25 protein-coding genes and 1 tRNA gene are annotated in these 23,665 nt (G+C 69.5%); 15 read left to right on the top strand and 11 right to left on the bottom strand.

The genetic code is table 11. From position 1 onward, the window contains the following. The first annotated feature begins 485 nt into the window (after positions 1–485). Together ACFC1K_RS14920 and ACFC1K_RS14915 are read left to right on the top strand one after the other, a co-directional pair. On the top strand, positions 486–1,850 hold the full coding sequence (locus tag ACFC1K_RS14920) for a DUF222 domain-containing protein (protein ID WP_375872200.1): 1,365 nt from the start codon (positions 486–488) through the stop codon (positions 1,848–1,850). An 86-nt stretch (positions 1,851–1,936) separates the two neighbouring features. After that, positions 1,937–2,803: a GyrI-like domain-containing protein gene (locus tag ACFC1K_RS14915; RefSeq protein ID WP_375872199.1), complete on the top strand. Its 867-nt coding sequence runs from the start codon at positions 1,937–1,939 to the stop codon at positions 2,801–2,803. 23 nt (positions 2,804–2,826) lie between these two features. Here the strand turns inward: ACFC1K_RS14915 and ACFC1K_RS14910 are convergent, their stop codons facing one another. After that, a complete protein-coding gene (locus tag ACFC1K_RS14910) occupies positions 2,827–3,393 on the bottom strand; it encodes a TetR/AcrR family transcriptional regulator (RefSeq protein ID WP_375872198.1) in 567 nt (188 codons plus the stop codon). Between the two features lie 86 nt (positions 3,394–3,479). Here ACFC1K_RS14910 and ACFC1K_RS14905 point away from each other — a divergent pair, with 86 nt between their 5' ends. After that, a complete protein-coding gene (locus ACFC1K_RS14905) occupies positions 3,480–4,178 on the top strand; it encodes a GNAT family N-acetyltransferase (RefSeq protein WP_375872197.1) in 699 nt (232 codons plus the stop codon). 42 nt (positions 4,179–4,220) lie between these two features. On the opposite strand, the gene ACFC1K_RS14900 is transcribed toward ACFC1K_RS14905, so the two are convergent. Then, positions 4,221–4,484, bottom strand: a complete 264-nt coding sequence (locus tag ACFC1K_RS14900; RefSeq protein ID WP_310246442.1) for a DUF6458 family protein — start codon at positions 4,482–4,484, stop codon at positions 4,221–4,223. 265 nt (positions 4,485–4,749) lie between these two features. Here ACFC1K_RS14900 and ACFC1K_RS14895 point away from each other — a divergent pair, with 265 nt between their 5' ends. From ACFC1K_RS14895 to ACFC1K_RS14885, 3 genes are all read left to right on the top strand, one after another. After that, positions 4,750–6,039, top strand: coding sequence for a nitrate/nitrite transporter (locus tag ACFC1K_RS14895; protein ID WP_375872196.1), 1,290 nt, complete (start codon positions 4,750–4,752; stop codon positions 6,037–6,039). A 71-nt stretch (positions 6,040–6,110) separates the two neighbouring features. Further along, positions 6,111–7,031 (top strand): pseudouridine-5'-phosphate glycosidase, encoded by a 921-nt coding sequence (locus ACFC1K_RS14890; protein WP_375872195.1) that lies wholly within the window; start codon positions 6,111–6,113, stop codon positions 7,029–7,031. Continuing rightward, the gene (locus tag ACFC1K_RS14885; RefSeq protein ID WP_375872194.1) at positions 7,031–7,867 is read left to right on the top strand and encodes a carbohydrate kinase family protein; all 837 of its coding nucleotides are present in this window, start codon (positions 7,031–7,033) and stop codon (positions 7,865–7,867) included. The genes ACFC1K_RS14890 and ACFC1K_RS14885 overlap by 1 nt, the downstream gene beginning before the upstream one ends. Before the next feature lie 6 nt (positions 7,868–7,873). Here the strand turns inward: ACFC1K_RS14885 and ACFC1K_RS14880 are convergent, their stop codons facing one another. Then, the gene (locus ACFC1K_RS14880; protein ID WP_375872193.1) at positions 7,874–8,320 is read right to left on the bottom strand and encodes an SRPBCC domain-containing protein; all 447 of its coding nucleotides are present in this window, start codon (positions 8,318–8,320) and stop codon (positions 7,874–7,876) included. Next, complete coding sequence (locus tag ACFC1K_RS14875; protein WP_375872192.1) at positions 8,313–8,702, bottom strand: ArsR/SmtB family transcription factor; 390 nt, start codon at positions 8,700–8,702, stop codon at positions 8,313–8,315. The genes ACFC1K_RS14880 and ACFC1K_RS14875 overlap by 8 nt, the downstream gene beginning before the upstream one ends. A gap of 89 nt (positions 8,703–8,791) precedes the next feature. On the opposite strand from ACFC1K_RS14875, the gene ACFC1K_RS14870 reads away from it, so the two are divergent. Then, a complete protein-coding gene (locus ACFC1K_RS14870) occupies positions 8,792–9,361 on the top strand; it encodes a dihydrofolate reductase family protein (RefSeq protein WP_375872191.1) in 570 nt (189 codons plus the stop codon). Beyond that, positions 9,358–9,846 carry a DUF2087 domain-containing protein gene (locus ACFC1K_RS14865; RefSeq protein ID WP_375872190.1) on the top strand — a complete coding sequence of 163 codons (489 nt, stop codon included), beginning with the start codon at positions 9,358–9,360 and terminating at the stop codon, positions 9,844–9,846. Before ACFC1K_RS14870 ends, ACFC1K_RS14865 begins: the two co-directional genes overlap by 4 nt. A 7-nt stretch (positions 9,847–9,853) precedes the next feature. Here the strand turns inward: ACFC1K_RS14865 and ACFC1K_RS14860 are convergent, their stop codons facing one another. From ACFC1K_RS14860 to ACFC1K_RS14850, 3 genes are read right to left on the bottom strand one after another with little or no spacing between them, the layout of a single operon-like run. Further along, positions 9,854–10,615, bottom strand: coding sequence for an SGNH/GDSL hydrolase family protein (locus ACFC1K_RS14860; protein WP_375872189.1), 762 nt, complete (start codon positions 10,613–10,615; stop codon positions 9,854–9,856). 42 nt (positions 10,616–10,657) lie between these two features. Further along, complete coding sequence (locus tag ACFC1K_RS14855; RefSeq protein ID WP_375872188.1) at positions 10,658–12,010, bottom strand: MFS transporter; 1,353 nt, start codon at positions 12,008–12,010, stop codon at positions 10,658–10,660. Between the two features lie 36 nt (positions 12,011–12,046). Next, on the bottom strand, positions 12,047–13,090 hold the full coding sequence (locus ACFC1K_RS14850) for an LLM class flavin-dependent oxidoreductase (RefSeq protein ID WP_310290701.1): 1,044 nt from the start codon (positions 13,088–13,090) through the stop codon (positions 12,047–12,049). Positions 13,091–13,181: 91 nt separating this feature from the next. Between ACFC1K_RS14850 and ACFC1K_RS14845 the strand changes: the two genes are divergently transcribed. Continuing rightward, positions 13,182–13,838: a phosphoribosyltransferase gene (locus ACFC1K_RS14845; RefSeq protein ID WP_375872187.1), complete on the top strand. Its 657-nt coding sequence runs from the start codon at positions 13,182–13,184 to the stop codon at positions 13,836–13,838. Positions 13,839–13,851: 13 nt separating this feature from the next. Here ACFC1K_RS14845 and ACFC1K_RS14840 read toward each other — a convergent pair whose 3' ends face one another. Both ACFC1K_RS14840 and polA read right to left on the bottom strand, forming a co-directional pair. Continuing rightward, on the bottom strand, positions 13,852–15,525 hold the full coding sequence (locus tag ACFC1K_RS14840; RefSeq protein WP_375872186.1) for a DUF885 domain-containing protein: 1,674 nt from the start codon (positions 15,523–15,525) through the stop codon (positions 13,852–13,854). 80 nt (positions 15,526–15,605) lie between these two features. After that, positions 15,606–18,263 (bottom strand): DNA polymerase I, encoded by a 2,658-nt coding sequence (gene polA / locus ACFC1K_RS14835; protein ID WP_375872185.1) that lies wholly within the window; start codon positions 18,261–18,263, stop codon positions 15,606–15,608. A gap of 63 nt (positions 18,264–18,326) precedes the next feature. On the opposite strand from polA, the gene ACFC1K_RS14830 reads away from it, so the two are divergent. Next, entirely contained in the window at positions 18,327–18,758 is a 432-nt protein-coding gene (locus tag ACFC1K_RS14830; protein WP_310290710.1) for a hotdog fold thioesterase, read from the top strand. A gap of 68 nt (positions 18,759–18,826) precedes the next feature. Here ACFC1K_RS14830 and ACFC1K_RS14825 read toward each other — a convergent pair whose 3' ends face one another. Continuing rightward, the gene (locus ACFC1K_RS14825) at positions 18,827–19,450 is read right to left on the bottom strand and encodes an ANTAR domain-containing response regulator (protein WP_109209425.1); all 624 of its coding nucleotides are present in this window, start codon (positions 19,448–19,450) and stop codon (positions 18,827–18,829) included. Positions 19,451–19,497: 47 nt separating this feature from the next. Here ACFC1K_RS14825 and ACFC1K_RS14820 point away from each other — a divergent pair. Then, a tRNA-Leu gene (locus ACFC1K_RS14820) sits at positions 19,498–19,583 on the top strand. Positions 19,584–19,635: 52 nt separating this feature from the next. Here ACFC1K_RS14820 and ACFC1K_RS14815 read toward each other — a convergent pair. Further along, a complete protein-coding gene (locus ACFC1K_RS14815) occupies positions 19,636–21,183 on the bottom strand; it encodes an APC family permease (protein WP_375872184.1) in 1,548 nt (515 codons plus the stop codon). Between the two features lie 151 nt (positions 21,184–21,334). On the opposite strand from ACFC1K_RS14815, the gene ACFC1K_RS14810 reads away from it, so the two are divergent. The 4 genes from ACFC1K_RS14810 to ACFC1K_RS14795 are packed head-to-tail and all read left to right on the top strand — an operon-like array spanning position 21,335 to position 23,608. Beyond that, the gene (locus tag ACFC1K_RS14810; RefSeq protein WP_056367246.1) at positions 21,335–21,694 is read left to right on the top strand and encodes a PadR family transcriptional regulator; all 360 of its coding nucleotides are present in this window, start codon (positions 21,335–21,337) and stop codon (positions 21,692–21,694) included. 2 nt (positions 21,695–21,696) lie between these two features. Next, positions 21,697–22,065 carry a DUF1048 domain-containing protein gene (locus ACFC1K_RS14805; RefSeq protein WP_159844286.1) on the top strand — a complete coding sequence of 123 codons (369 nt, stop codon included), beginning with the start codon at positions 21,697–21,699 and terminating at the stop codon, positions 22,063–22,065. Further along, positions 22,062–22,844, top strand: coding sequence for an ABC transporter ATP-binding protein (locus tag ACFC1K_RS14800; RefSeq protein ID WP_375872183.1), 783 nt, complete (start codon positions 22,062–22,064; stop codon positions 22,842–22,844). The genes ACFC1K_RS14805 and ACFC1K_RS14800 overlap by 4 nt, the downstream gene beginning before the upstream one ends. Beyond that, positions 22,841–23,608, top strand: coding sequence for an ABC transporter permease (locus ACFC1K_RS14795; RefSeq protein ID WP_375872182.1), 768 nt, complete (start codon positions 22,841–22,843; stop codon positions 23,606–23,608). Before ACFC1K_RS14800 ends, ACFC1K_RS14795 begins: the two co-directional genes overlap by 4 nt. Positions 23,609–23,665 lie beyond the last annotated feature (57 nt).

Raw genomic sequence — 23,665 nt, 5'->3', positions numbered from 1 at the left:
GCTTCTCAGCGCGCCGATAATGCACATTATGTCAACTCGTTTTCAGGCCGGGCGAAGCATGAACCTCACGACTCTCCCCTGAAATCCCTGCTGGCCTGCGGTTCGTGAGATCGATCGCACCGGCGCTGGGCCTCTGCGGCGTCGTGCGCACGCGGTCGATGGGACGACGTGGCGGCTGTCGCGGGCGCTGTCGATCCCGCACGCTGGAAGCTCGCGACGCGACGCGGAATCTCCTGGCGGTCTTTTCGATCGCATCGACAGGTGGTTTGACCTGGACGGCTTATGAGCTTCTCCCCCGTCTACAGGTTCCGAGCCGCGGATTCGCCATTGAGGACCGACCAGCGCGTACGGGGCTGCTCTCGCAGGTGCAGTGGGGCTCGATGGCTGCAGTCGGTGCACTCGCTGGGCTTGGTCGGGCATCGCAGCTTCGATAGTAACTGGGGTCGGATCTATCGAGAATAGAAGATATGTACTCATCTTGATGCATGGAAACCTCGTCGCCCACCGTTGAGCGTGTCGGCGACGCGTTCGTGCTCAAGGAATTGTTGTGGGACGCGGAGTCGGCGCAGTTCGAGGCGAACAGGCGCGGAGCGCGGCAGTGCGAGCATCTCGCCGATCTGCTCGACTTCGCGCGCGCACGTCCTGAGCTGTACGTGAACGTGGACTTCGATCCGCGCCTGGCCGGAGGATTTCCATCGCTCGGCGGCGATGCCACGCTGGCGGAGCGGTGCGCAGCTCTCGAGGCGTCTTCGCGGCTGCGGCTCACGGAGGGCGAAGTGCGGTCGTCGGCGGCCGTGGCGCAACGGGCGCTCGCGCAACTCCCCCGCGTTTGGCAGGCCGCGCGCGATGGGCTGATATCGATCGCGCACGTGAAGGCCGTACTCGCCCAGTTGCCGCTCATCGAGAGTGTCCCCGATGTGAGCGGCGCGTTCGATGAGCTGATGCGCGATATCGCCGTGTCGTCCACGGTCAGCGGCACCCGCCGGCAAGCTCGCCTGGTCGCCGACCGGCTGACGGCGTGCACCCGCACGCAGCGGCACGCAGCCGCCTTCGCTCGACGCACGGTGTACGTCGAGGACGTCGCCGACGGCATGTCGTGGGTATACGCGATGGTCACAACGGATCGTGCACACGCTTTCGACCGCGAACTCTGGCTGACGGCGAAGCATATGCCTGCGGTCCAGCGCGACGGTCGCACGACAGGGCAGATCCGTGCGGATCTGTTCGCTGACATGTTGATCGGCGGCGACGTCACTCGAGTGAAGTCGAAGGTGCTCGTGACCGTTCCCCTCGACCGGCTCGTTCCTGCGGCACGGGCGAGCGTGCGCGTCCCGGCGCCCTCCGCTGCGGTGGTGGGTCTCGATCTGAACAGTGACTGCCTGATCCCCGGAGTCGGGGCCATCGACGATGCCACCGCCCGGCAGATGCTGCTCGACGCCGGCGCATTCACAAGGGTGATCACCGACCCGGTCACCGGCGTCATCCTCGATATGGACCGGCGAGCCCGCAAGGCCACCCGTGCGCAACGAGAGTGGCTGGCCTTGGTGCATGGCACGTGCTCGCGCGACGGCTGCGACCGGCTCGCGATCGATGGAGACATCGATCACCACTGCGCCTATCACGGCCCTGGTCGCGGTGAGACCGACATCGCCAATCTCGATCCGCTGTGCGACCCCGACCACGCGCTGAAAGACACCACTCTGCTCCGGCATCAGAGGCGGGAGGACGGCAGCATCGAGGTCGCGTTCCCGAGCGGGCATCGCACCACGAACCCGTTCGCCGGTCTGCGAGAACGCGTCCGCGCGTTGCTCGACCGGATCGCAGAACCGCCGGAGGACCCGCCCTTCTGACGCCCGGTGCGGCACGATCGAATCGAACCGCGATAGTCGGGCGCTTCCGTGCGCGCCCGACGAGGCTGGGTGTCGAAGGAGGAACCGTGATCGCGATTCTCAACCGGGTGATCGAGCTCGTCGAAGCCGACCTGTCGGACGACGTCGACTTCGCCGGGCTCGCCGCCGGCCTCGGCACCACCGAGTACCACGTGCGTCGCATGTTCTCGTCGCTCGCGGGCATGCCGCTGTCGGAGTACATCCGGCGTCGGCGGATGACCGTCGCGGCCGCCGATGTGCTCGGCGACGGCGAGCTGCTCGACATCGCGGTGCGCCATGGCTACGGCTCCGCCGAGGCGTTCGGGCGTGCGTTCCGGGCGGTGCACGGGGCGAGCCCCGCTGACGTGCGCCGCGACGGCGGTCCCCTTCGATCGCAACCGCAGCTCAGGTTCCGCCTGACCGTAGAAGGGAACACACCCATGGACACCCGTATCGCCGACCGACCGGCCTTCCTGCTGATCGGTCATGCCGCACGCGTGCCCCTCATCCACGAGGGCGTCAATCCGCACATCCAGGCCCACATCGCCGCCCTGCCCGTCACCGAGCACGTCCGGCTCAAGGATCTGAGCAGCACCGAGCCCGCGGGGCTTCTCCAGGTGAGTGCCGACGTCGACCCCGACTACACCGAGGGCAGCGAGCTGACCTACCTCCACGGCGTCGCGGTCGGTGAGGACGCCTCCCCGCCCGATGATCTCGACGTGATCGAGGTTCCGGCCGGCGCGTGGGCGGTCTTCCGCACGGAAGGCCCGTACCCCGCCGCACTTCAATCGACCTGGGCCGCGACGGCGAGCGACTGGTTCCCGTCGAACCCCTGGCGATTGCGGCCGGGTCCGTCCATCGTGGCGGTGCTCGACCGCTCCCCTGACTTCCGCACTGCGACGTGCGAGCTGTGGCTGCCGGTCGAGCGCGAGTAGAGATCGGTCGCTCTCCGGCGGGTTCAGAGGGACGCCGCGAGGATCGACTCGACGACCTCCCTCACGGCGTCGTGATCCGGGAGGGCGCCCGACGCTCCCGCAGACAGGAGATAGGCGCTGCCCGCGAGCGCCAATGCCAGAACGGGGACGTCGGCGTCCTTCCGGATCCACCCGACCTCGCGACCCGCGGCCAGGACGTCCGCGACCGCCGCCGTCGCATCGCCGAGCAGCGGGATGCCGGGCGAACCGTCGCCGACGCGCCGCCGCACGCCGTCGCGGCCGATGACGAGGCTCACGAGTCCGAGCATCGTCGGTGTGAAGGTCTGCTCGATCACATCCGTGGCCGCCGCCGCGGCGGAGTCCGCCACGCGCGGCTCGATCGCCTGGATGCGGGTGGCCTCCTCCGCGACGAGCGCTGCGACGTAGGCATCGAAGTCCTCGAAGTGGCGGTGGAGCACACCCTTCGCGACGCCGGACGCCTCGGTCACCGACCTGCTGGTGAGCGCGGCTGCGCCGTGTGCGGCCAGGATCCTGACCCCCGCATCCAGCAGGACGCCGCGAGCATCGTGAAGCGCATGACCAGTGGGCATTCGGACTCCTAGTGGGCAGTCGCCCGTTCGTAGTGGGCGCATGGTCACTCTATCTCCCGACACCAGCCGTCTGTCAGACTTCCGGGATGCCTCACACCGACGCGCTCGCCCGGCTCTGGCCCGCCTCCGCGGTGTCGGTGCGCGCGGGCGACCTCGAACTCCGCTGGATCGACGACGCACTGCTCGTGCAGCTCGCAGAACTCGCGGGTCGAGGCATCCATGATCCTGAGATGATGCCGTTCGAGCACCCCTGGTCGCGCGGCACGGCGGAGGAGGTCGCGCGGAGTGTTCTCACCTTCCAGTGGGGCATCCGCAATCGCATCTCCCCCGACGCGTTCGTGCTCGAGTTCGCGGTCCTGCACGATGGGATCCCGGCCGGCGTTCAGGGCCTGACGGCGAACGAATGGCCGGTGCTGCGCCGTGTGACGACGGGATCGTGGCTGGGTCACGCCCATCAGGGACGCGGCATCGGCACCCGCATGCGGATGCTTGCGCTCCACTTCGCGTTCGAGGGCCTGGGGGCGCGAGAGGCGACGTCGGGCGCCTTCGTCGACAACGCCCCGTCCAATGCCGTGTCACAGCGCGTGGGCTATGAGGCCGACGGTGCTTTCCATGTCGCTCGCGAAGGCGTTCCCGTTCTGCACAACCGCTTCGTGATGTCGCGCGAGCGCTGGGAGTCTCTCCGCGGCGATCATGCCGCAGCACTTGGCACACCGATCGAGATGCGAGGGGTCGAGGCGTTCCGATCGTCGATCGAGACCTCCTCCGAACACCTGCGCACATGACTCCGGCTGCGGGCACCGCAGCGCCCGCAGCCGGAAAGTCGTTCAGAGTCCGGCGGCGTCGTCCGTCGTGCTCGTGCTCCGGCGTGTGACCTGCTCGTTGACGTTGGGGTCGACCGCGGTGCGCGTGACGGACTCCGTGCGGCGGCGCCGCGCCAAGAGCACGATGCCGATCAGGAAGATGACGGCTCCAGCACCCATGAGGATGTAGCCGATCATGTCGAGATTCACCCACTCGACCTCCACGTTCACCGCGAACGCGAGGATCGCTCCGATGGCGAAGAGGGCGATGCCTGCTCCGATACTCATGCGAGGTGTCCTTTCCGGGGCACGGCGAGCGGCCCTCCCCTGTATCGGGACGAGTAGTCCCGCGCCTACGCTCCCGCATCCCCACCTGTATCAGGGAGGGGGTTGACAGGCGACGGATGCTGCCGCAAGGCGCAGCTCGGCTCACCCCGCAGGACGGCCTGGTGAGTGGGCGGGCGCGGGCGGCAGCATCCGTCGCGGTGACTACTGTGGAAGGGTGCACAGTCTGTCCCGTCCTCGCGCGACGGGGCCGGGAGCATATGCCTGGGTGATCTGGACGGTCGGCGTCGCCGCCTACGTCCTCGCGATCACGAACCGCTCGTCCCTGAGCGCGGTCGGCGTGGACGCCGCGGCCCGATTCGACGCCGATGCCGCGACCCTGTCGATGTTCGCGGTGGTGCAGCTCGCCGTGTATGGCGGGATGCAGATCCCCATCGGCGTCCTTCTCGACCGGTATGGCGCGCGGCCGATCATGACGGTCGGGATGCTGCTGATGGCGGCGGGACAGCTGACCATGGCCATCTCCCCCAGCGTCGGCGTGGCGATCCTCGCGCGGATGCTGCTGGGCGCGGGAGATGCGGCGATCTTCCCCGGTGTGCTGCGACTCATCGCGACGTGGTTCCCGGCGCAGCGCGGCCCGATCATGGTGCAGCTCACCGGCATCGTGGGTCAGGCGGGGCAGCTGGTGGCGCTGATCCCGCTCGCGGCGCTGCTGCACGCCACCAGCTGGACCATCACGTTCGGCAGCATCGCCGGGCTCGGCGTGCTGTTCGCGATCCTCGTCTTCCTGCTCATCCGCAACCACCCGCCGGACCGCGATGAGGATGTGTCTGTCGACACCGACACCGGCGCGATCCGGGTCGTGACGTCGTCGGTGGACACCGGGGTCGGCATCCGTGCGGCCTGGGCGCACCCGGGGACCCGCTTGGCCTTCTGGTCGCATTTCACGACGCCGTTCGCGGGAACCGCGTTCGTGCTGCTGTGGGGCATGCCGTTCCTCACCGCGGGCGAGGGGCGCACGACGGCCGAGGCCGCGTCGATCATGTCGCTGTACGTCGTGGTGGGCATGGCGCTCGGACCCATCATGGGCGAGCTGTCGCGGCGCATCCCGCACCTGCGCTCGCGGGCGCTGGTGCTGCCCACTGTCGCGGTGCAGGCGGTCGCCTGGCTCGTCGTGATCGCCTACCCGGGACCGGCGCCGCTGTGGCTCCTGCTCGCGCTCGCCGTGGCGCTCGCGACCGGCGGACCCGCGTCGATGATCGCGTTCGACCACGCCCGCACGCACAATCCGTCGCACCGCCTCAGCACCGCGACCGGGGTGACGAACGCGGGCGGCTTCCTCGCGGCACTCCTCGCGATCCTCCTGATCGGCCTCGCGCTCGACCTGCAGGGCGCGGGAACGCCCGCGACGTACAACCTCGATGCCTTCCGTCTCGCGTTCCTGATGCAGGTGCCGCTGTGGGCGCTGGGCAGCATCTTCATCGTCATCGAGCGCAAGCGCACGCGCATCCGCCTCGGAATGGATCCGCCCCGCGCCCGGCGCCGCCCGCGCGGCTGAGCGCCCGGGTGGCGGCATCCGCTCGATACTGTGTCCCTGTCCGGGTCGGATGAACTGCCCGGATCGAAAGGATGCCCGTGTCCGATCCCCTCGTCATCGCGCCGGAGGTGCGGGACGCCGTCGCCTCGGGCGATCCCGTGCTCGCACTCGAGTCCACGATCTTCACGCACGGCCTGCCACGCCCGCGCAATCTCACGGTCGCCCTGGAAGCCGAGGCCCGCGTCCGGGCTCTCGGTGTCGTGCCGGCGACGATCGGCCTCGTCGACGGACGCCCCACCGTCGGACTGTCGCCCGACGAGATCGAGCGCCTCTCGACCGCCGACGGCGTCGTGAAGGCGAGCGTGCGCGACGTGCCCGTCGCCGTGGTCAAGGGGCTCAGCGCGGGGACGACCGTCGCCGCGACGGCGCACCTCGCGGCGCGGGCTGGCGTGCGGGTGTTCTCCACCGGCGGGCTCGGCGGTGTGCACCGGGGCGCCGCGCAGACCTTCGACGAGTCCGCGGACCTGCCGACCCTGGCAGGACTTCCGCTCGTGGCGGTGAGTGCCGGCGTCAAGTCGATACTCGACATCGCGCTCACCCTCGAACGGCTCGAGACGCTGAACCTCGCCGTGGTCGGCTACCGCACCACCGATTACCCCGGGTTCTACGTCGGCGACTCGGGCTACGACGTCGAATACTCGGTGGACTCCCCCGCCGAGATCGCCGCGATCGCGCGCATCCGCGACGCGCTGGGCATCTCGTCGACACTGCTGGTCGCGAACCCCGTCGGCGCCGACCGCCAGCTCGACCCGGCGCTGCACGACGACGTGCTCACGCGGGCGCTCGCCGCGGCCGACGCGCAGGGTGTGACGGGACACGACACGACTCCGTTCCTGCTCGACTTCTTCCAGCGTGAGACGGCGGGACGCAGCCTGGAGGTGAACGTCGCGGTGTACCGCGGCAACGTCGACCTCGGCGCCCGCATCGCGCGGGCGCTCGCCGGCGACGACTGATGCTCGTCGTCATCGGCGACCTCGTCGCCGACCTCATCGTCCTCGGCGGCGCGACGCTCGAGCGCGGCACCGACAACCCTGCCGACGTGCGTCTCACGCGGGGCGGAAGCGCCGCGAACGTCGCGGTGGCCGCTGCGGCGCAGCATCCGTCCCGCTTCATCGGCCGTGTCGGCGACGACGCGCTGGCCGTCGCGCTCGTCGGCGAGCTCGAGGCTGCCGGCGTCGACGCCCGGGTGCAGCGGCACGGCCGCACGGGCTCGATCGTGGTGCTCGTCGACGCCGTGGGCGAGCGCACCATGATCACCGACCGGGGCGCGGCAGCCGAGCTCGACCGCATCGATCCGGCGTGGACCGCCGACGCCGACTGGGTGCATCTGCCGCTGTACGGCTTCGCGTCGCCCCTATCCGCGCGGGCGGTGACGGATGCCGCGACCCACGCGGCTGCGCGGGGCGCCCGCGTGAGTCTCGACCTGTCGAGTGTCGCGACGATGCGCGCGCTGGGCGGCGAACGGCTGCGTCGCCTGCAGGAGGAGCTCGAGCCCGACGTGGTCTTCGCGAATGCGGACGAAGCGGCCACCGCGGTGGAGCTCGGGGTCGCGCCGGCGGGCGTGTATGTGGTCAAGCGCGGCGCGGAACCCGTGCTCGTCTCCGCGGACGGCGAGACGACCGCGGTGCCCGTCGACCGGGTCGACGGCGTGCTCGACTCGACGGGCGCGGGCGACGCCTTCGCCGCGGGATACATCGTGGCGGCGCTGGCCGGCGCCGGCCCACGCGAGAGCGCCCGGGCGGGCAGCGTGCTCGCGATGAGCGCGCTGCGCCGCCCGGGTGCGCTGTGACGACGTTCAGGCGCGCTGGAGGCGTTCCAGCACGCGCTCGATGTCGTCGATGAACGAGTTGTAGCCGGCGATCGTCGCGGCGACCTGCTCGTCGGAGAAGTCGCTCCGGTCCTGGCGGATCGTGAGGACGGTGCCGTCGCCGGCCTCCTCGAGGTCGAAGAGCACGGGCAGCCCCGCGTCGTCGCCGGGCTGGTCGGTCAGTGTCATCGCGAGGTGCGACGGGGGCTCGACCACCTTGTACTCCCCTGCCCAGTCGATGCGGTTGCCGTCGGGCAGCAGCATCACGGCGCGGAAGGCGCCGCCAGGACGCACGTCCATCGTGAGGCTGTCCTGCGGCACCTCTACGGCTGCGGTGCCGAACCACACGGCGAAGTGCTCGGGCTTGGTCAACGTCTCGAACACCAGCTCCCGGGGAGCCTGCAGGGTGCGGGTGACGGTGAAGTACTCAGTCATTGTCGTTCTCCTTCTCGGTGGGTGCGGCGGGGCCGCCGGTCGGTGTCGTGCGGGGAGTCCCGAGCTGCTGCAGGGCGTTGAGGTACTGATCGAGGGCGCCGAGACTGTCTTCCCAGAACTGCGCATATCCGCCGATCCAGACGGATGCTGCCGCCAAGGGTCGCGCGTCGAGCCGGGCCGGCCGGTACTGGGCGTTGCGGCCCCGCGTGACGAGACCCGCTCCCTCGAGGACGCGGAGGTGCTTCGACACGGCGGCGAACGTCATGTCGAACGGCTCGGCGAGCTCCCCCACCGTCGCCTCGCCCTGGCTCAGGCGCGCGAGCATCGCGCGACGAGTCGGATCGGCGAGGGCCGCGAACGTGCGGCTCAGTGCATCGGTCATCTCGCCTCCTTATTCAACTGATACGTACAGTACTACTTGGTTGAATACCAGGTCAACCCCTTGTCGGCGTTGCGCGCTACGGTGACCGCATGCCTCGCGTCGTCTTCTACACCGCCACCACGCTCAACGGCTTCCTCGCCGACGACCATGACTCGTTGGAGTGGCTCTTCGCCGCGCCGGGTGGCGAAGGCGGCGACGAGGACTTCCAGAGGTTCCTGGCGGACATCGGCGTGCTCGTGCAGGGTTCGTCGACGTACCGGTGGGTGCTCGAGCACGAGGACCTGGTCGCGCACCCCGAGAAATGGCCGTCGTACTACGGCGACCGCCCCACCTGGGTGTTCACGAGCAGGGAGCAGCCCGTGGTTCCGGGCGTCGACATCCGGTTCGCCTCGGGCGACGTGCGCGAGGTGTGGCCGCAGATCCGCGATTCGGCAGGCGACCGCGACGTGTGGATCGTCGGCGGCGGCGACCTCGCGGGCCAGTTCGCCGATGCGGGCCTGCTCGACGAGATCCGCGTCTCGATCGCGCCCGCGACGCTGCCGTCGGGCAAGCCGCTCCTCCCCCGCAGCCTCGGCCCCGATCGACTGGAACTCACCGCCGTGCGACAGGCAGGTGCCTTCGCCGAACTGACCTACGCGGTGACCGGCGGCGCCGCGTGAGCGAGCGCTGGCGAGGGGTCCTGGCCGCGCTCACGAACCCCGATCTGCGCGCGGTGCTCACTGAGAGCATGACCGCCGCGCCCCTCACGGATGCCCGCCGTGGCCGGGCGATCGCCCGGCTGGTCGAGCTCGGACTCGTGCACGAGAGCGCTTCGGGTGTGGTGGAGTTCGACGAGACAGCGGTGCGCCGCATCCTGGCCGAGAGTCCGCCCGCGAAACCCTCGGGGCCGCAGCGCTTCCTCACGGCCGACGGACGCATCGACCGCTACCCCGCCCAGCAAGGCGATCGTGACGAGCTGCTGCGATGGATCGCCGATCGGGCGTTCCGCGCGGGCGAGGTGCTCACCGAGAAGCAGACGAACGAGCGGCTCGCGCCGTTCACCGGCGACGTCGCGGTGCTTCGCCGCTACCTGGTCGACGCGGCGCTGCTCGAGCGCACGCGCTCGGGGTCGGAGTACGCGAGGGTCGACGCGGCCGCGCCGTGATCGCCGCTCAGCGGGCGGTCGGGGCGATCTCGGTCCACTGACCGAACTTCGGTTCGCGGCCGTCGCCGGATGACGTGCCCGCCAGACGCCGCCGTACCCACGGGCCGACGTGCTCGCGGTAGTAGGCGGCGCCACGGGGTCCCATCGGGGGCAGGGGCGGCTGCGACCACCACTCCGGCACCGGCTCGACACCGAGTGAGCTCAGCACACGCGCGGCGACGCGGTGGTGTCCGCGTGCGTTCATGTGCAGGCGGTCCTCGGACCAGTACGGCGGCGTCGCCAGCTCCTCGTCGAACCAATTGTACGCCTGCACGACGTCGGTGCGAGCGGCGAGGCGTGCCTCGACGGCGTACGACAGGAGGTCACCGCGCCGCTGGATCACTCGCTTCAGCGGCAGCTGGGCTGTCGGATTCGCCCCCGAGAGCACGATGAGCTGGACGCCCTCCTCATCGCAGCGGCGCAGCACCGTCTCGAAGGCGGCGAGCACGTGGGCGACGCTGGTGCGGGGGCGCAGCATGTCGTTGCCGCCGCCGTTGAACGACAGGTGCGTCGGCTTCATTGCGAGCGCCGGCTCGAGCTGCTGCTCGACGATGGGCCACACGAGCTTGCCGCGGATCGCGAGGTTGGCGTACTCGACGTTCTCGCCGGTGGTGTTCGCCCACCCCTCTGCCACGAGGTCGGCCCAGCCGCGCACATGGCCGTCGGGGAGCTCGTCGCCCACGCCCTCGGTGAAGGAGTCGCCGATCGCGACGTATCGAACGGATGCCACGGGCTCAAGCCTACGTCCGGCTCAGCGCACGCCCGGTCATCGTCAGCGGTCGTCGAGCGCGACGCCGCGCCGGTCGACGAGCCCCCACGCCGCCGCGGCGGCCACCGCGAAGAAGACCGCGAACACGACGAACAGCACGGGCGCGCCGCCGGCGACCAGCAGCGGGGGCACGACCAGCGGCGCCACGATCGACGCGATGCGGCCGACGCCGGCGGCCCACCCCGAGCCGGTGGCGCGCAGCGACGTCGGGTACATCTCGGGGGTCACCGCGTAGAGCGCACCCCATGCGCCGAGGTTGAAGAACGACAGGGCCATGCCGGCCGCGATGACCCCGCCCGCTCCGGTGGCGGTGCCGAAGAAGATCGCCGAGACCGCGGAACCCACGAGGAAGACCGACAGCGTCGCGCGGCGCCCCCACACCTCGATGAGCCATGCGGCCACCGCGTAACCGGGCAGCTGCGCGAGCGTGATGATCAGGGTGAAGCCGAACGACCGCACGAGGTCGTACCCCTGCGCCACGAGGATCGAGGGGATCCAGATGAAAGCGCCGTAGTACGAGAAGTTGACGCAGAACCACACGAGCCACAGGCATGCCGTGCGGACGCGGAACTCGGCCGACCACAGCGTGCCGAGTCGCTGCCGCAGCGAGGTCGCTGCGGCAGGCGGAACCGTGGGCCGCCCGGACGCGGGAGCCGGCGCGGCGCCTGCGGCATCCTCGAAGGAGCGCACGACCGACTCCGCCTGGCTGAAGCGCCCGCGCCGCTCGAGCCAGCGCGCCGACTCGGGCAGGCCCCAGCGCACGATGAGCGCGTACGCCGCAGGGATCGCGCCGAGCGCGAACGCCCAGCGCCAGCCGTTCTCCGATGCGGGGATCACGAAGTAGCCGATCAGCGCGGCCACGGTCCACCCGACCGCCCAGAACGCCTCGAGGATCACGATCAGGCGCCCCCGCATGCGCGCGGGAGCGAACTCGCTCACGTACGTGCTCGCCACCGGCAGCTCCGCGCCGAGCCCCAGACCCACGAGGAACCGCAACGCGAGAAGCGCGGCGAGGCCGCCGACGAGCGCGCTCGCACCTGTCGCGACCCCGTAGACGAGAAGGGTCAGCGCGAACACCTGGCGGCGCCCGAACCGGTCGGCAAGGAGTCCGCCGACGCTCGCGCCGATCGCCATGCCCACGAACCCGACCGACGCGATCCAGCTCGCCTCGGTCGGCGTCAGACTCCACTGCGCCGCGAGCGCCGCGATGATGAAGGAGATGAGCCCGACGTCCATCGCGTCCAGCGCCCACCCGATCCCCGATCCGGTGAGCACACGCAGGTGCTTGCGGGTGAACGGCAGGCGGTCGAGGCGCTCCGAGAGCGTCGACGACGCGCGGGTTGCGGCATCCGTCATAGCGTCATGCTACGGATGCCGGAACCCGGGCGGGGCTCACGACAGCATGTCGCGCACGCGAGGCACGACCTCGGTGCCGAACAGCTCGATCGAGCGCATCATCTTCTCGTGCGACAGCGTGCCCGTCGAGAACTTCATGTCGAAGCGGGACGCGCCGAGCGTCTGCACCGTGTCGGCGATCTTGCGGGCGACGGTCTCGGGCGAGCCCACGTAGAGCGCGCCCTCGGGTCCGACATCGTGCTGGAAGCGGAGACGGTTGTACGTCGGCCAGCCCCGTTCGCGCCCGATGGAGTTGTTCATCGCCTCGAAGCCCTCGTACGCCTCGTCCCACGCCTGCTGATCCGTCTCGGCGACGTGGCCCGGCGAGTGCACCCCGACCGGCAGCTGCGGCTGGTCGAAGGTGTCGAGAGACCGGCGGTACAGCTCGGCGAAGGGCGCGAAGCGCCCGGCGGGCCCGCCGATGATCGCGAGCATGAGGCCGTACCCGTAGCGGGCGGCGCGCACCGCCGACTCCGGGGTGCCGCCCACACCGACCCACGCGCGAAGGCCGTTCTCGGTCTTGGGGAACACGTCTGCGGCATCGAGGGATGCCCGCAGGGTCCCGTCCCAAGTGACGGGCTTCTCGGTCAGGAGGTGCGAGAAGAGGTCGAGCTTCTCGTCGAACAGCGTCTCGTAATCGCGGAGGTCGTACCCGAACAGCGGGAACGACTCGATGAACGATCCGCGGCCGAGGATGACCTCGGCGCGACCGTTCGAGACCGCGTCCAGGGTCGCGAACCGCTCGAAGACGCGCACCGGGTCATCGCTCGACAGCACGGTGACGGCGGTTCCGAGGTGGATGCGCTCCGTGCGCGCCGCGGCGGCGGCGAGCACGATCTCGGGACTCGACACCGCGAACTCGCGGCGGTGGTGCTCCCCCACGCCGAAGAACGACAGTCCGACGCGATCGGCGAGCACCGCCTGCTCGACGACATTGCGGATCGTCTGCGCGCCGGTGATCAGCTCGCCGGCCGGGTCGCGGGTCACGTCGCCGAAGGTGTCGAGTCCGAGCTCGATCGTGGCGGGATCGACAGGGGTCATGTGTGCTTCTCCTTCTATGCGCTTGCATGAACCGGCGGCGCGGCCGTGGCATTCCCGAGACGCCCGGACCCCGCGAGCGTAGCGTGGAGGCATGATCCCGTTCGCGGATCGCCGGTCCGCCGGGCGCGAGCTCGCCGCAGAGCTCGAACGATGGCGGGGAACGGATGCCGTGGTCCTCGGCATCCCGCGGGGCGGCGTCGTCGTCGCCGCAGTGGTCGCCGATGCGCTCGGACTCGACCTCGACGCGATCGTCGTGCGCAAGCTCGGCGCCGCGGGGCATGAGGAGTACGCCGTGGGCGCGATCGCCGAGGGCGTGCGCATCGTCACGCCCGGCGCGATGAGGTGGGCGGGGATGTCGACGCGCGATCTCGAGCGCGTGGAGGCGGCGGAACGCGACGAGCTGGCACGGCGGACGGATGCCTTCGGCTCGGCGTCCGTCGAAGTGTCGGGGCGGACCGCGATCGTCGTCGACGACGGCGTGGCCACCGGCGCGACCGCCATCGCGGCGTGCCGCGCGCTGCGCGCCCGCGACCCGGAGCGGGTCGTGCTGGCCGTCCCCGTCGCCCCGGAGCAGTGGGAGCCGCCGGCGGACGCCGTGGACGAGTTCGTGTGCCCGTACCGCGAAGCCGACTTCTGGGCCGTGGGCCAGTACTACGACGACTTCCGCCAGACGACGGACGCCGAGGTCGTGGCGCTGCTGCGTGCCGCCTCGACAGGCTCAGCGACTGACGAGGATGCCGGCCGCTGAGCCTGCCGAAGGGTCAGCGCGAGAGCGCGGACCGCAGGGTGTCGAGTCCGACACCGCCGAGGTCGAGCGCGCGCTTGTGGAACTGCTTGATCGAGAAGGCGTCGCCCTCGCGCTCGGCGACCTCGTCGCGCAGCTGCTCCCAGATGCGCTGGCCGACCTTGTACGACGGCGCCTGGCCCGGCCAGCCGAGGTAGCGGTTGACCTCGAACTTGACGAACTCGTCGGGCATGTTGACGTTGCGCAGCATGAACTCGAGCGCGAAGTCGGCGTCCCACGGACCCTGGCCGTCGGGACGCGGCTTCTCGAGGTGCACGCCGATGTCGAGCACGACGCGGGCGGCGCGCATGCGCTGGCCGTCGAGCATGCCGAGGCGGTCGGCGGGGTCCGACAGGTAGCCCAGCTGCTCCATCAGGCGCTCGGCGTAGAGAGCCCAGCCCTCGGCGTGACCGGAGGTGCCGCCGAGCAGTCGGCGGTAGGTGTTCAGCTGCGCGCGGTTGTAGACGCCCTGCGCGATCTGCAGGTGGTGCCCGGGAACGCCCTCGTGGTAGACGGTCGTGAGCTCGCGCCAGGTGTCGAACTCCTCGACGCCCTCGGGAACCGACCACCACATGCGTCCAGGACGCGAGAAGTCGTCGGTCGGGCCGGTGTAGTAGATCCCGCCTTCCTTGGTGGGCGCGATCATGCACTCGAGCTTGCGGATCGGCTCGGCGATGTCGAAGTGGGTCTTGCCGAGCTCGGCGACGGCGCGGTCGCTGGTCTCCTGCATCCACTTCTGCAGCGCCTCGGTGCCGTAGAGCTTGCGACTGGCGTCCTGCTCGAGGAACGCGACGGCCTCCTCGACCGAGGCGCCGGCCTTGATCTCGTTCGCGATCGACTCCTGCTCGGCCACCATGCGCGCGAGCTCCTCGATGCCCCACTCGTAGGTCTCGTCGAGGTCGATCGTGGCGCCGAGGAAGCGCCGCGAGTGCAGCGCGTACAGCTCGCGGCCGACGGCGTCCTTGTCCGATGCCGCCGGGGCGAGCTCGCCCGTGAGGAATGCTGCGAGCGCGTCGTATGCCACGCGCGCGGCGTTGGCGTTGTCGGCGAGATCGCGCGCGAGCGAGGCGGGCAGCTGCCCCTCCTCGGGAGCGGCTTCGGCGGCGAAGCTCGCGAAGAAGCCGTTCTCCGCGGTGTAGCGGGCGATCTGCGTCGCCACCTCGGTGACCTGCCGGCGCGCGGGCACCACGCCCTGCGAGACGCCCTCGCGGAGCGTCTCGATGTATCCGTCGACCGCACCCGAGACGGCGCCGAGACGCTTCGCGATCACGGACCAGTCGTCGGCGGTCGCGGTGGGCATGAGGTCGAACGCGGAGCGGATGTTCTGCGCGTGCGAGGCGATCACGTTGATGTCGCGGAGGTGCCACTTGGCGTCGTGAAGGTCGAGCTCCAGCTGGATCTCGCGGGAGAGGTCCTCCTTCGTCACGACGTCGACGTCGTCGTCGGCGGTCGCGGCATCGAGCGCCGCGAGGGTCTTGCGGCCCTCCTCGACGAGTCTTTCCTGGCCGGCCGGGCTGTAGTCGCCGAACCGGTCGTTGTACTCGGAACGACCGATGTACGTCGCGAGCGTCGGCTCGAGTTCGGCGAGTGTGTCGACCCACGCATCAGCGATCTTGTCGATCTGCGTGGGTGTGCGGGTTTCGTCTGTCATAGCACCGAGCCTAGGCATGGGACGCGGTGCCGACAAACGAGAATCCCGGTGCCGTGAGCCCGCCGACGAGGATCGACCGATCAGTGACCTGCGACGTCCCAGTTGTCTCCGCGGCCGATCTGCACGTCGAGCGGCACCGACAGCTGCGCGGCGTCGCCCATCCGGGTGCGCACGATCTGCTCGGCGGCATCCCACTCCCCCGGAGCCACCTCGATCACGAGTTCGTCGTGGATCTGCAGCAGCACGCGCGAGCCGAGCTCCTGCGTCGCGAAGTCGTCGTGGATGTGGAAGAGCGCGATCTTCATGATGTCGGCGGCGCTGCCCTGGATCGGCGCGTTGAGCGCCGCGCGCTCGGCGTTCTCTCGCAGCACGCGGTTGGGGCTCGCGAGGTCGGGGAACGGGCGCCGGCGGCCGAAGATCGTCTCGGTGTACCCGTCGATGCGCGCCTGCTCGACCGACGAGCGCAGGTAGTCGCGCACCGCGCCGAACCGGGCGAAGTACTCCATCATGAGCTGCTTCGCCTCGGCCTGCTCGATGCGCAGCTGCTTCGACAGGCCGAAGGCGGACAGTCCGTACACGAGGCCATACGACATCGCCTTGACCTTCGTGCGCATCGCCGGTGTGACGTCTTCGGGTGCGACGCCGAACACGCGCGAGCCGACGAACCGGTGCGTGTCTTCTCCGGAGTTGAAGGCTTCGATGAGGCCGGGGTCCTCCGAGAGGTGCGCCATGATGCGCATCTCGATCTGCGAGTAGTCGGCCGTGAGCAGCGTCTCGTACCCGTCGCCGACCGTGAAGGCCGAACGGATGCGGCGGCTCTCCTCCGTGCGGATCGGGATGTTCTGCAGGTTGGGGTCGGTGCTCGACAGGCGGCCGGTCTGACTGCCGGTCTGCACGTAGGTCGTGTGGATGCGGCCGTCGGCTCCGCTCGTGCGGTCGCCGCCGATCGCGCTGTCGAGCGATTCGATGATCTGGCGCAGCTTCGTCGCCTCGCGGTGCTGGAGCAGCAGGTCGAGGAACGGATGAGGGTTGGTCTCCTGCAGATCGGCGAGGACCGCGGCATCCGTCGAGTAGCCGGTCTTGGTCTTGCGGGTCTTCGGCAGCTGCAGCTCCTCGAAGAGCACCTCCTGCAGCTGCTTCGGCGAGCCGAGGTTCACCTCGCGGCCGATCGCCGCGTAGGCCTCCTGCGCGAGCGCGTCGGCACGGGTGCCGAGTTCGCCGGAGAACTGCGACAGCGTCGCGTGCGACACCGCGACACCCGCGAGCTCCATGTCGGCGAGGGTGTGCAGGGTCGGCAGCTCGATGTCGGTCAGGACGGCGGCCACGCTCTCGGGGAGCTCTGCGCGCACCGCGGCCGCGACGCGCATCAGGTACCAGGACAGCTGGCCGGTCGTCGCGCCCTCGGTCTCGGGCACGAGCTGCGTCGGGTCGGACTCGGGCAGCTTCTCGTCGAGGTAGCGGTCGACGAGGTCGGCGAGCGTCTTGTCGGGGAAGCTCGGGCGCAGCAGCCACCCGGCGAGGATCACGTCGAACGCGAGCCCGCCGAGGCGCAGGCCCGCACGCCGCAGCGCCTTCACCTGCGGCTTCGCATCGGCGAAGACCTTGGGGGCGTCGGAGGTGAGCCACGGTGCGAGGGCCGCCGCGAGCTCGGGGGTCCACGACGCCTCGGCCGCGGCATCCTTCGTGGCGACGCCGATGCGCGCCGGGAGCCCGCCCTCTACGGCGACCGTCACCGCCAGCTCGCCGGTCGCGCTCTCGAGCCACGCGGCGAAGTCGGCGGGCGCGAGCTCTTTCGCGACGGGCGCGAGCTCGGCCGCAGCCGAGGTGACCGCGGCCATCTGCTGCTCGATGCCCGCCAGCTCCGCCACGCGCGGGATGAGGGTCTTGAACTCGAGGCGCGAGAAGATGTCGCGCACCGCCTGCGCGTCCATCGGCTGCACTTCGAGATCGTCGGGGCCGAGCGGCAGGTCGACGTCGGTGAGGAGCCGATTGAGGCGGCGGTTGCGACGGACGTCCTCGATGTGCTCGCGCAGGTTGCCGCCGACGACGCCCTTGATCGAGTCGGCGCCCTCGAGCAGCGCATCGAGCGAGCCGAACTGGGTGAGCCACTTCACGGCGGTCTTCTCGCCGACCTTCGGCACACCCGGCAGGTTGTCGCTCGTCTCGCCGACGAGTGCCGCGATGTCGGGGTACTGCTCGGGCGGCACGCCGTAGCGCTCGATGACGGCGTCGCGGTCGTAGCGCTTGAGCTGCGAGACGCCCTGCACGTTCGGGTAGAGGAGTGTGACGTCGTCGTTCACGAGCTGGATCGTGTCGCGGTCGCCCGAGCACACCAGCACGTGGAACCCCTGCGACGAGCCCTGCGTCGCAAGGGTCGCGAGGATGTCGTCGGCCTCGATGTCCTCCTGCTGGAGGACGCGGATGCTCATCGCCGCGAGGCAGTCCTGCAGGAGCGGGATCTGCCCCTTGAACTCGGACGGCGTCTCGGAGCGGTTCGCCTTGTACTCGGTGTATTCGCGAGTGCGGAAGGACTGCCGCGAGGTGTCGAAAGCCACCGCGAGGTGGGTCGGCTTCTCCGCCTTGATCAGGTTGATCAGCATCGCGAGGAACCCGTAGATCCCGTTCGTGTGCTGGCCGTCCTTCGTCGAGAAGTTGTCGACGGGGAGGGCGTAGAACGCCCGATATGCCAGCGAATGGCCGTCGACGACGAGAAGGGTAGGCTTTGCGGAGTCCGTCACCCTGCAAGCCTAGTCAGGGCCGGCGACACCCGATCTCCCGCCCCGCACCCCCGAAGGCGACGCATGCCCGAGCACTCCCCCTCCCCCGTCGACGGCCTCGCGTGGGCTGCGAATCGCGGCATGGGCGCGCTGGCCGAGAAGATGGGGATCGTCTTCACCGAGTTCACCGTCGAGCGTGCGGTGGCCACGATGCCGGTGGAGGGGAACACCCAGCCGGTCGGCCTCCTGCACGGCGGCGCCTACGTGGTGCTGGGTGAATCGCTCGGCTCCATGGCGGCGAACCTGTACGCGGGTCCGGGCAGGCTCGCGGTCGGCGTCGACATCAACGCGACCCACACGCGCTCGGCCACCTCGGGCACCGTCACCGGCGTCTGCACGCCCGTCCATCTCGGTCGCACGCTCGCCGTCCATGAGATCGTCGTCACCGACGAGGCCGGCCGCCGCTGCTCGACCGTGCGCATCACGAACCACATCAAGGAACTCCCGCCCGTCTGAACCCGCACGGGAATGGAAGAAGCGGATGCCTCGTCACGAGGCATCCGCTTCTTGTGAAGTGGTGAAGGTCAGCCCTTCTTGGGCGCCAGCTGCTCGATGATCGCCTTCGCGACGTCCTGCATGGTGAGGCGGCGGTCCATCGACGCCTTCTGGATCCAGCGGAACGCCTCGGGCTCCGAGAGGCCCATCTTCTCGTTGAGGAGGCCCTTCGCCCGGTCGACGAGCTTGCGGGTCTCGAAGCGCTCGACCATGTCGGCGACCTCGGCTTCGAGCGTGATGATCTGCTCGTAGCGGGCCAGCGCGATCTCGATCGCGGGCAGCAGGTCGTTCGGCGTGAACGGCTTGACGACGTAGGCGAGGGCGCCTGCCTCGCTCGCGCGCTCGACGAGCTCCTTCTGGCTGAAGGCGGTGAGCAGCACGACCGGGGCGATGTGGTTCTTGCTGAGCTTCTCGGCCGCCGAGATCCCGTCGAGCTGCGGCATCTTGACGTCCATGATCACGAGGTCGGGACGCAGCTCGGTGGCGAGGGCCACCGCGGTCTCTCCGTCTCCGGCTTCGCCGACGACGTCGAATCCGTTGTCGCGGAGGATCTCGACGATGTCGAGTCGGATGAGCGACTCGTCTTCGGCGACCACGACGCGGCGGGGGGTGGATGCCGTCGATGCGGCGGTCTGCTCCTGCTCAGTCACCATTGAATCCTACGGTATGGTCAATCGCGGACGCGCGGCATGGCGCGCGGGCCGGTGTGGCGGAATGGCAGACGCGACCGACTCAAACTCGGTTGCCCGCAAGGGCGTGTGGGTTCGACTCCCACCACCGGCACCATCCAGGCATGGATGAGCGGATGCCTCGTACCCGAGGCATCCGCTCCTCCATCTCACTCCTCTTCGAAAGTCTTGATGACTTGCGTGTTCGGGTCGGGCAGCGCCTCGACCTGCTCGGGCGAGCGCAGGTCGATGTCGGCAGGAGCCTTCTTGTCGAGCTCGGGCGGCACCTCGAGCGGGCGGCGGGAGTAGTACACCTTCGCCTTGCGATAGAAGAGCGCGAGCGGCACGATGCCCAGCACGATGAGCCCGATGCCGAGCCAGTTCACGATCGGGTCGTTGCTCGGGATCGACGCGAAGAACGCCCAGCCCATGAACACCGCACCGGAGGCGGGCCACAGCCCGATCAGGAGGAAGTTCTTCACGGAGTGGAAGAGCACCCTCCGATACGCGACCACGACGGCGACGCCGGCGAGCGTGTAGTAGAACGCGATCTGGAGGCCGATCGACAGGATCGCGTTCTCCATGATGTCGCCCACGCTGCCGAGGAAGTTCGAGCCGACGAACAGCAGCAGCGAGACGAGGAGGATCACGATGGTCGCGAAGGTCGGCGTCTTCCACCGAGGGTGAACGCGACCGAACGCGCGCGGGATCGTGTGGTCACGGCCCATCGCGAACAGCGAGCGGGTGACCTGGATGAGCGTGGTCTCGAGCGTCGCGATCGTCGAGAGGGCCACCGCGATGATCAGGATCTTGCCCCCGAGCCCCGGCCAGATGACATCGCCGAGCACCGACAGGATGTTGGCGCTGTTCGCCTCGATCTGCTCCTGCGACAGCATGATGAGCGTCGCGATCGTGAAGATCTCGAACAGCACGAAGACGATGCCCACCCCGATGAGTCCTGCGGCACCTGCCGACTTGTGGCCGTCGGTCGTCTCCTCGTTGAGGTTCGAGCTGACGTCCCAGCCCCAGTAGTAGAAGGCCGCGATCAGCGCCGCACCGACGAAGATGCCGGGTCCGGTGAGGTGTGAGAAGCCGAGCCAGTCCCAGGAGAAGTTCGGGCCGTCGTGGCTCGTCGTGGCGGCGCGGAAGAGTGCGAGCGCGGCGAACACCACCAGGATGCCGACCTCGATCGTCGACATGATCCACTGCGCGCGCGCGGTGATGTTCACGCCGAAGTAGACGCAGGCCGCCATGATGACGAACCAGATCGCGCCGACCCCGGTGATGAGCGGCACGTTCTCGGCCTGGGACGGATCGAACAATGAGACGGTCATCGCGCCGGCGGGAAGCGCGCCGGCGACCATGAAGATCGTCGCCGAGATCACCAGCGCCCATCCGGAGAGGAAGCCGAGCGCCGGATGGAGCGCTCTCGCCACCCACGAGTACGCCGCCCCGGCGTTGACGTCGGCCCTGCCGAGGTACAGGAACGCCCAGGCGATGCCGAGCATCGGGATGCCGCACCACAGCAGTGCGGCGGGGGCGCCGAGCCCGGCGACGCCGACGAGGGTCGCCGTGGTCGCGGCGATCGAGTAGGCCGGAGCGCTTCCGGCGACGGCCATCACGATCGAGCCGGCAGCGCTGACGCCGCCCGCCTGCAGATCGTGACGCTCAGGGATGCTCTGGTCGTCGGGTGCGACCGGTGAGCTGGCTTGGGTCATCGATGGTCCTCACTGCCGCCTTCGTTGGCGACGGATGGACATTACACCCGCGGGTTCGAATCATCTACTAATCGGTGTTGCTAAGTACTGGTACCTAGTGTTACTGTCTACCAGTAGTCAACAACACTGAGTAGTCAGAAGGAGGTGCGCGATGGGCAAGCAGGAGACCGAGATGCTCAAGGGCACGCTGGAGGGCATCGTGCTCGCGATCCTCTCCGGACGCCCCGCCTACGGGTACGAGATCACCTCGTGGCTGCGGGACCAGGGCTTCTCCGACATCGCCGAGGGCACGGTCTACGCCCTGCTGGTCAGGGTCGAGCAGCGCGGCCTCGTCGACGTCGAGAAGGTCCCGTCGGAGAAGGGACCGCCGCGCAAGGTGTACTCCCTCAACGCGCAGGGCCGCGAGCAGCTCGCGGAGTTCTGGAGGACCTGGAGCTTCCTCGCAGAACGGATCGAACAGCTCCACCGCGAACACGCAGACAGCAACGCCAACCCCCAGGAAGAGGACTGATCATGGCCGCCAAGTGGTACGAAGTCGTCACCGGCTCGCTCGAGCAGAAGAAGCAGTACCGCCAGTACAAGGCGCGCATCGAGGCGCTGCCCGAGCCCTACCGCGGCGCCGCCAAGGCGCTGGACCGGTACTTCATGACCGTCGGCGGCATGACCGACGGCGTCACGATGATGCAGATGCTCGGCGACTCCGCCGACCTCTGGGAGCGCGCCGCCGCCGACGGCACGCCCGTCCGCGACATCGTCGGCGAGGACGCCTCGGCGTTCGCCGAGGAGTTCACCGCCGCCTACTCCGGCAAGCAGTGGATCGACAAGGAGCGCGCACGCCTCAACAAGGCGATCGACGACGCAGAACGAGGAGACCAGAAATGACCACCGACACCGCCATCCGGGTCCAGGGGCTCGAGAAGTCCTACAAGGACCTGCATGTGCTCAAGGGCGTCGACTTCGATGTGGCTCGGGGCAGCATCTTCGCGCTGCTCGGCTCGAACGGCGCGGGCAAGACCACGGTCGTCCGCATCCTGTCGACGCTGCTCAAGGCCGATGCCGGCACCGCCGCGATCGCCGGGTTCGACGTCGCCGCCCAGGCCCAGAAGGTGCGCGAGACGATCAGCCTCACCGGGCAGTTCGCCGCCGTCGACGAGGTGCTGAGCGGTCGCGAGAACCTCGTGCTCATCGCACAGCTCCGTCACCTCCCCGACCCCGGTGCGATCGCGGACGGGCTGCTCGACCGCTTCTCGCTGACGGAGGCCGGCCCCCGCAAGGTGATGACGTACTCCGGAGGCATGCGGCGCCGGCTCGACATCGCGATGAGCCTCATCGGGGACCCGCCGGTGATCTTCCTCGACGAGCCGACGACGGGTCTCGACCCCGCGGCGCGCCTCGAGGTCTGGGATGCGGTGCGGGAGCTGGCGCGGGGCGGCACGACCGTGCTGCTGACCACGCAGTACCTCGAAGAGGCCGAGCAGCTCGCCGACCGCATCGCGATCCTCCACAAGGGCCGCATCATCGTCGACGGCACGCTGGCCGAGCTCAAGCAGCTCCTGCCGCCCGCCGAGGTCGAGTACGTCGAGAAGCAGCCGAGCCTGGAAGACGTCTTCTTCGCCCTCACCGGCGAAGACGACACCGTATCCGCGAAGGAGGAGTCATGACCCCGCACATCATCGGCGACACCGCCGTTCTCACGAGCCGGTCGCTGCGGCACATCCTCCGCAGCCCCGACACCATCATCACCACCGCGGTCACCCCGATCGCTCTGATGCTGCTGTTCGTCTACGTGTTCAGCGGGGCGATCGACACCGGCGGGGCGAAGGGGTCGTACATCGACTACATGCTCCCCGGCATCCTGCTGATCACGATCGCGTCGGGCATCGCCTACACGGCGTACCGGCTGTTCCTGGACATGCAGAGCGGCATCTTCGAGCGGTTCCAGTCGCTGCCGATCGCACGGTCGGGAGTCCTGTGGGCGCACGTGCTGACGTCACTGGTCTCGATCCTCGTCTCGCTCGCCCTCGTCATCGGCGTGGCGCTGCTGATGGGGTTCCGCACCGGCGCGAGCTTCGGCGCCTGGATGGGCGTGATCGGCATGCTGGTGCTGTTCACACTGGCGCTCACGTGGCTCGCGGTGATCCCGGGCCTGACGGCGAAGACGGTGGATGGTGCGAGCGCGTTCTCGTACCCGCTCATCTTCCTGCCGTTCATCAGCTCGGCGTTCGTCCCGACCGAGAGCATGCCGGGCCCGGTGCAGTGGTTCGCCGAGAACCAGCCGGTCACGTCGATCGTCGACTCGATGCGCGCGCTGTTCGCCGGCGAGCCGGTCGGCACCGACATCTGGGTCGCGATGGCGTGGCTCGTCGGCATCCTCGTCGTCGCGTACATCGCGTCGATGGCGATCTACCGCAAGAAGATCAGCTGACGCCGGCAGGCCCGTACAACGGGAAGAGCGGATGCCTCGCACTCGAGGCATCCGCTC

It is taken from the genome of Microbacterium sp. NPDC056057 (assembly GCF_042266945.1).
In the GTDB taxonomy this organism is placed as follows: domain Bacteria; phylum Actinomycetota; class Actinomycetes; order Actinomycetales; family Microbacteriaceae; genus Microbacterium; species Microbacterium trichothecenolyticum_C.
The sequence above is the reverse complement of the archived record's forward strand: the minus strand, read 5'-3'. Positions and strand labels throughout refer to the sequence as shown.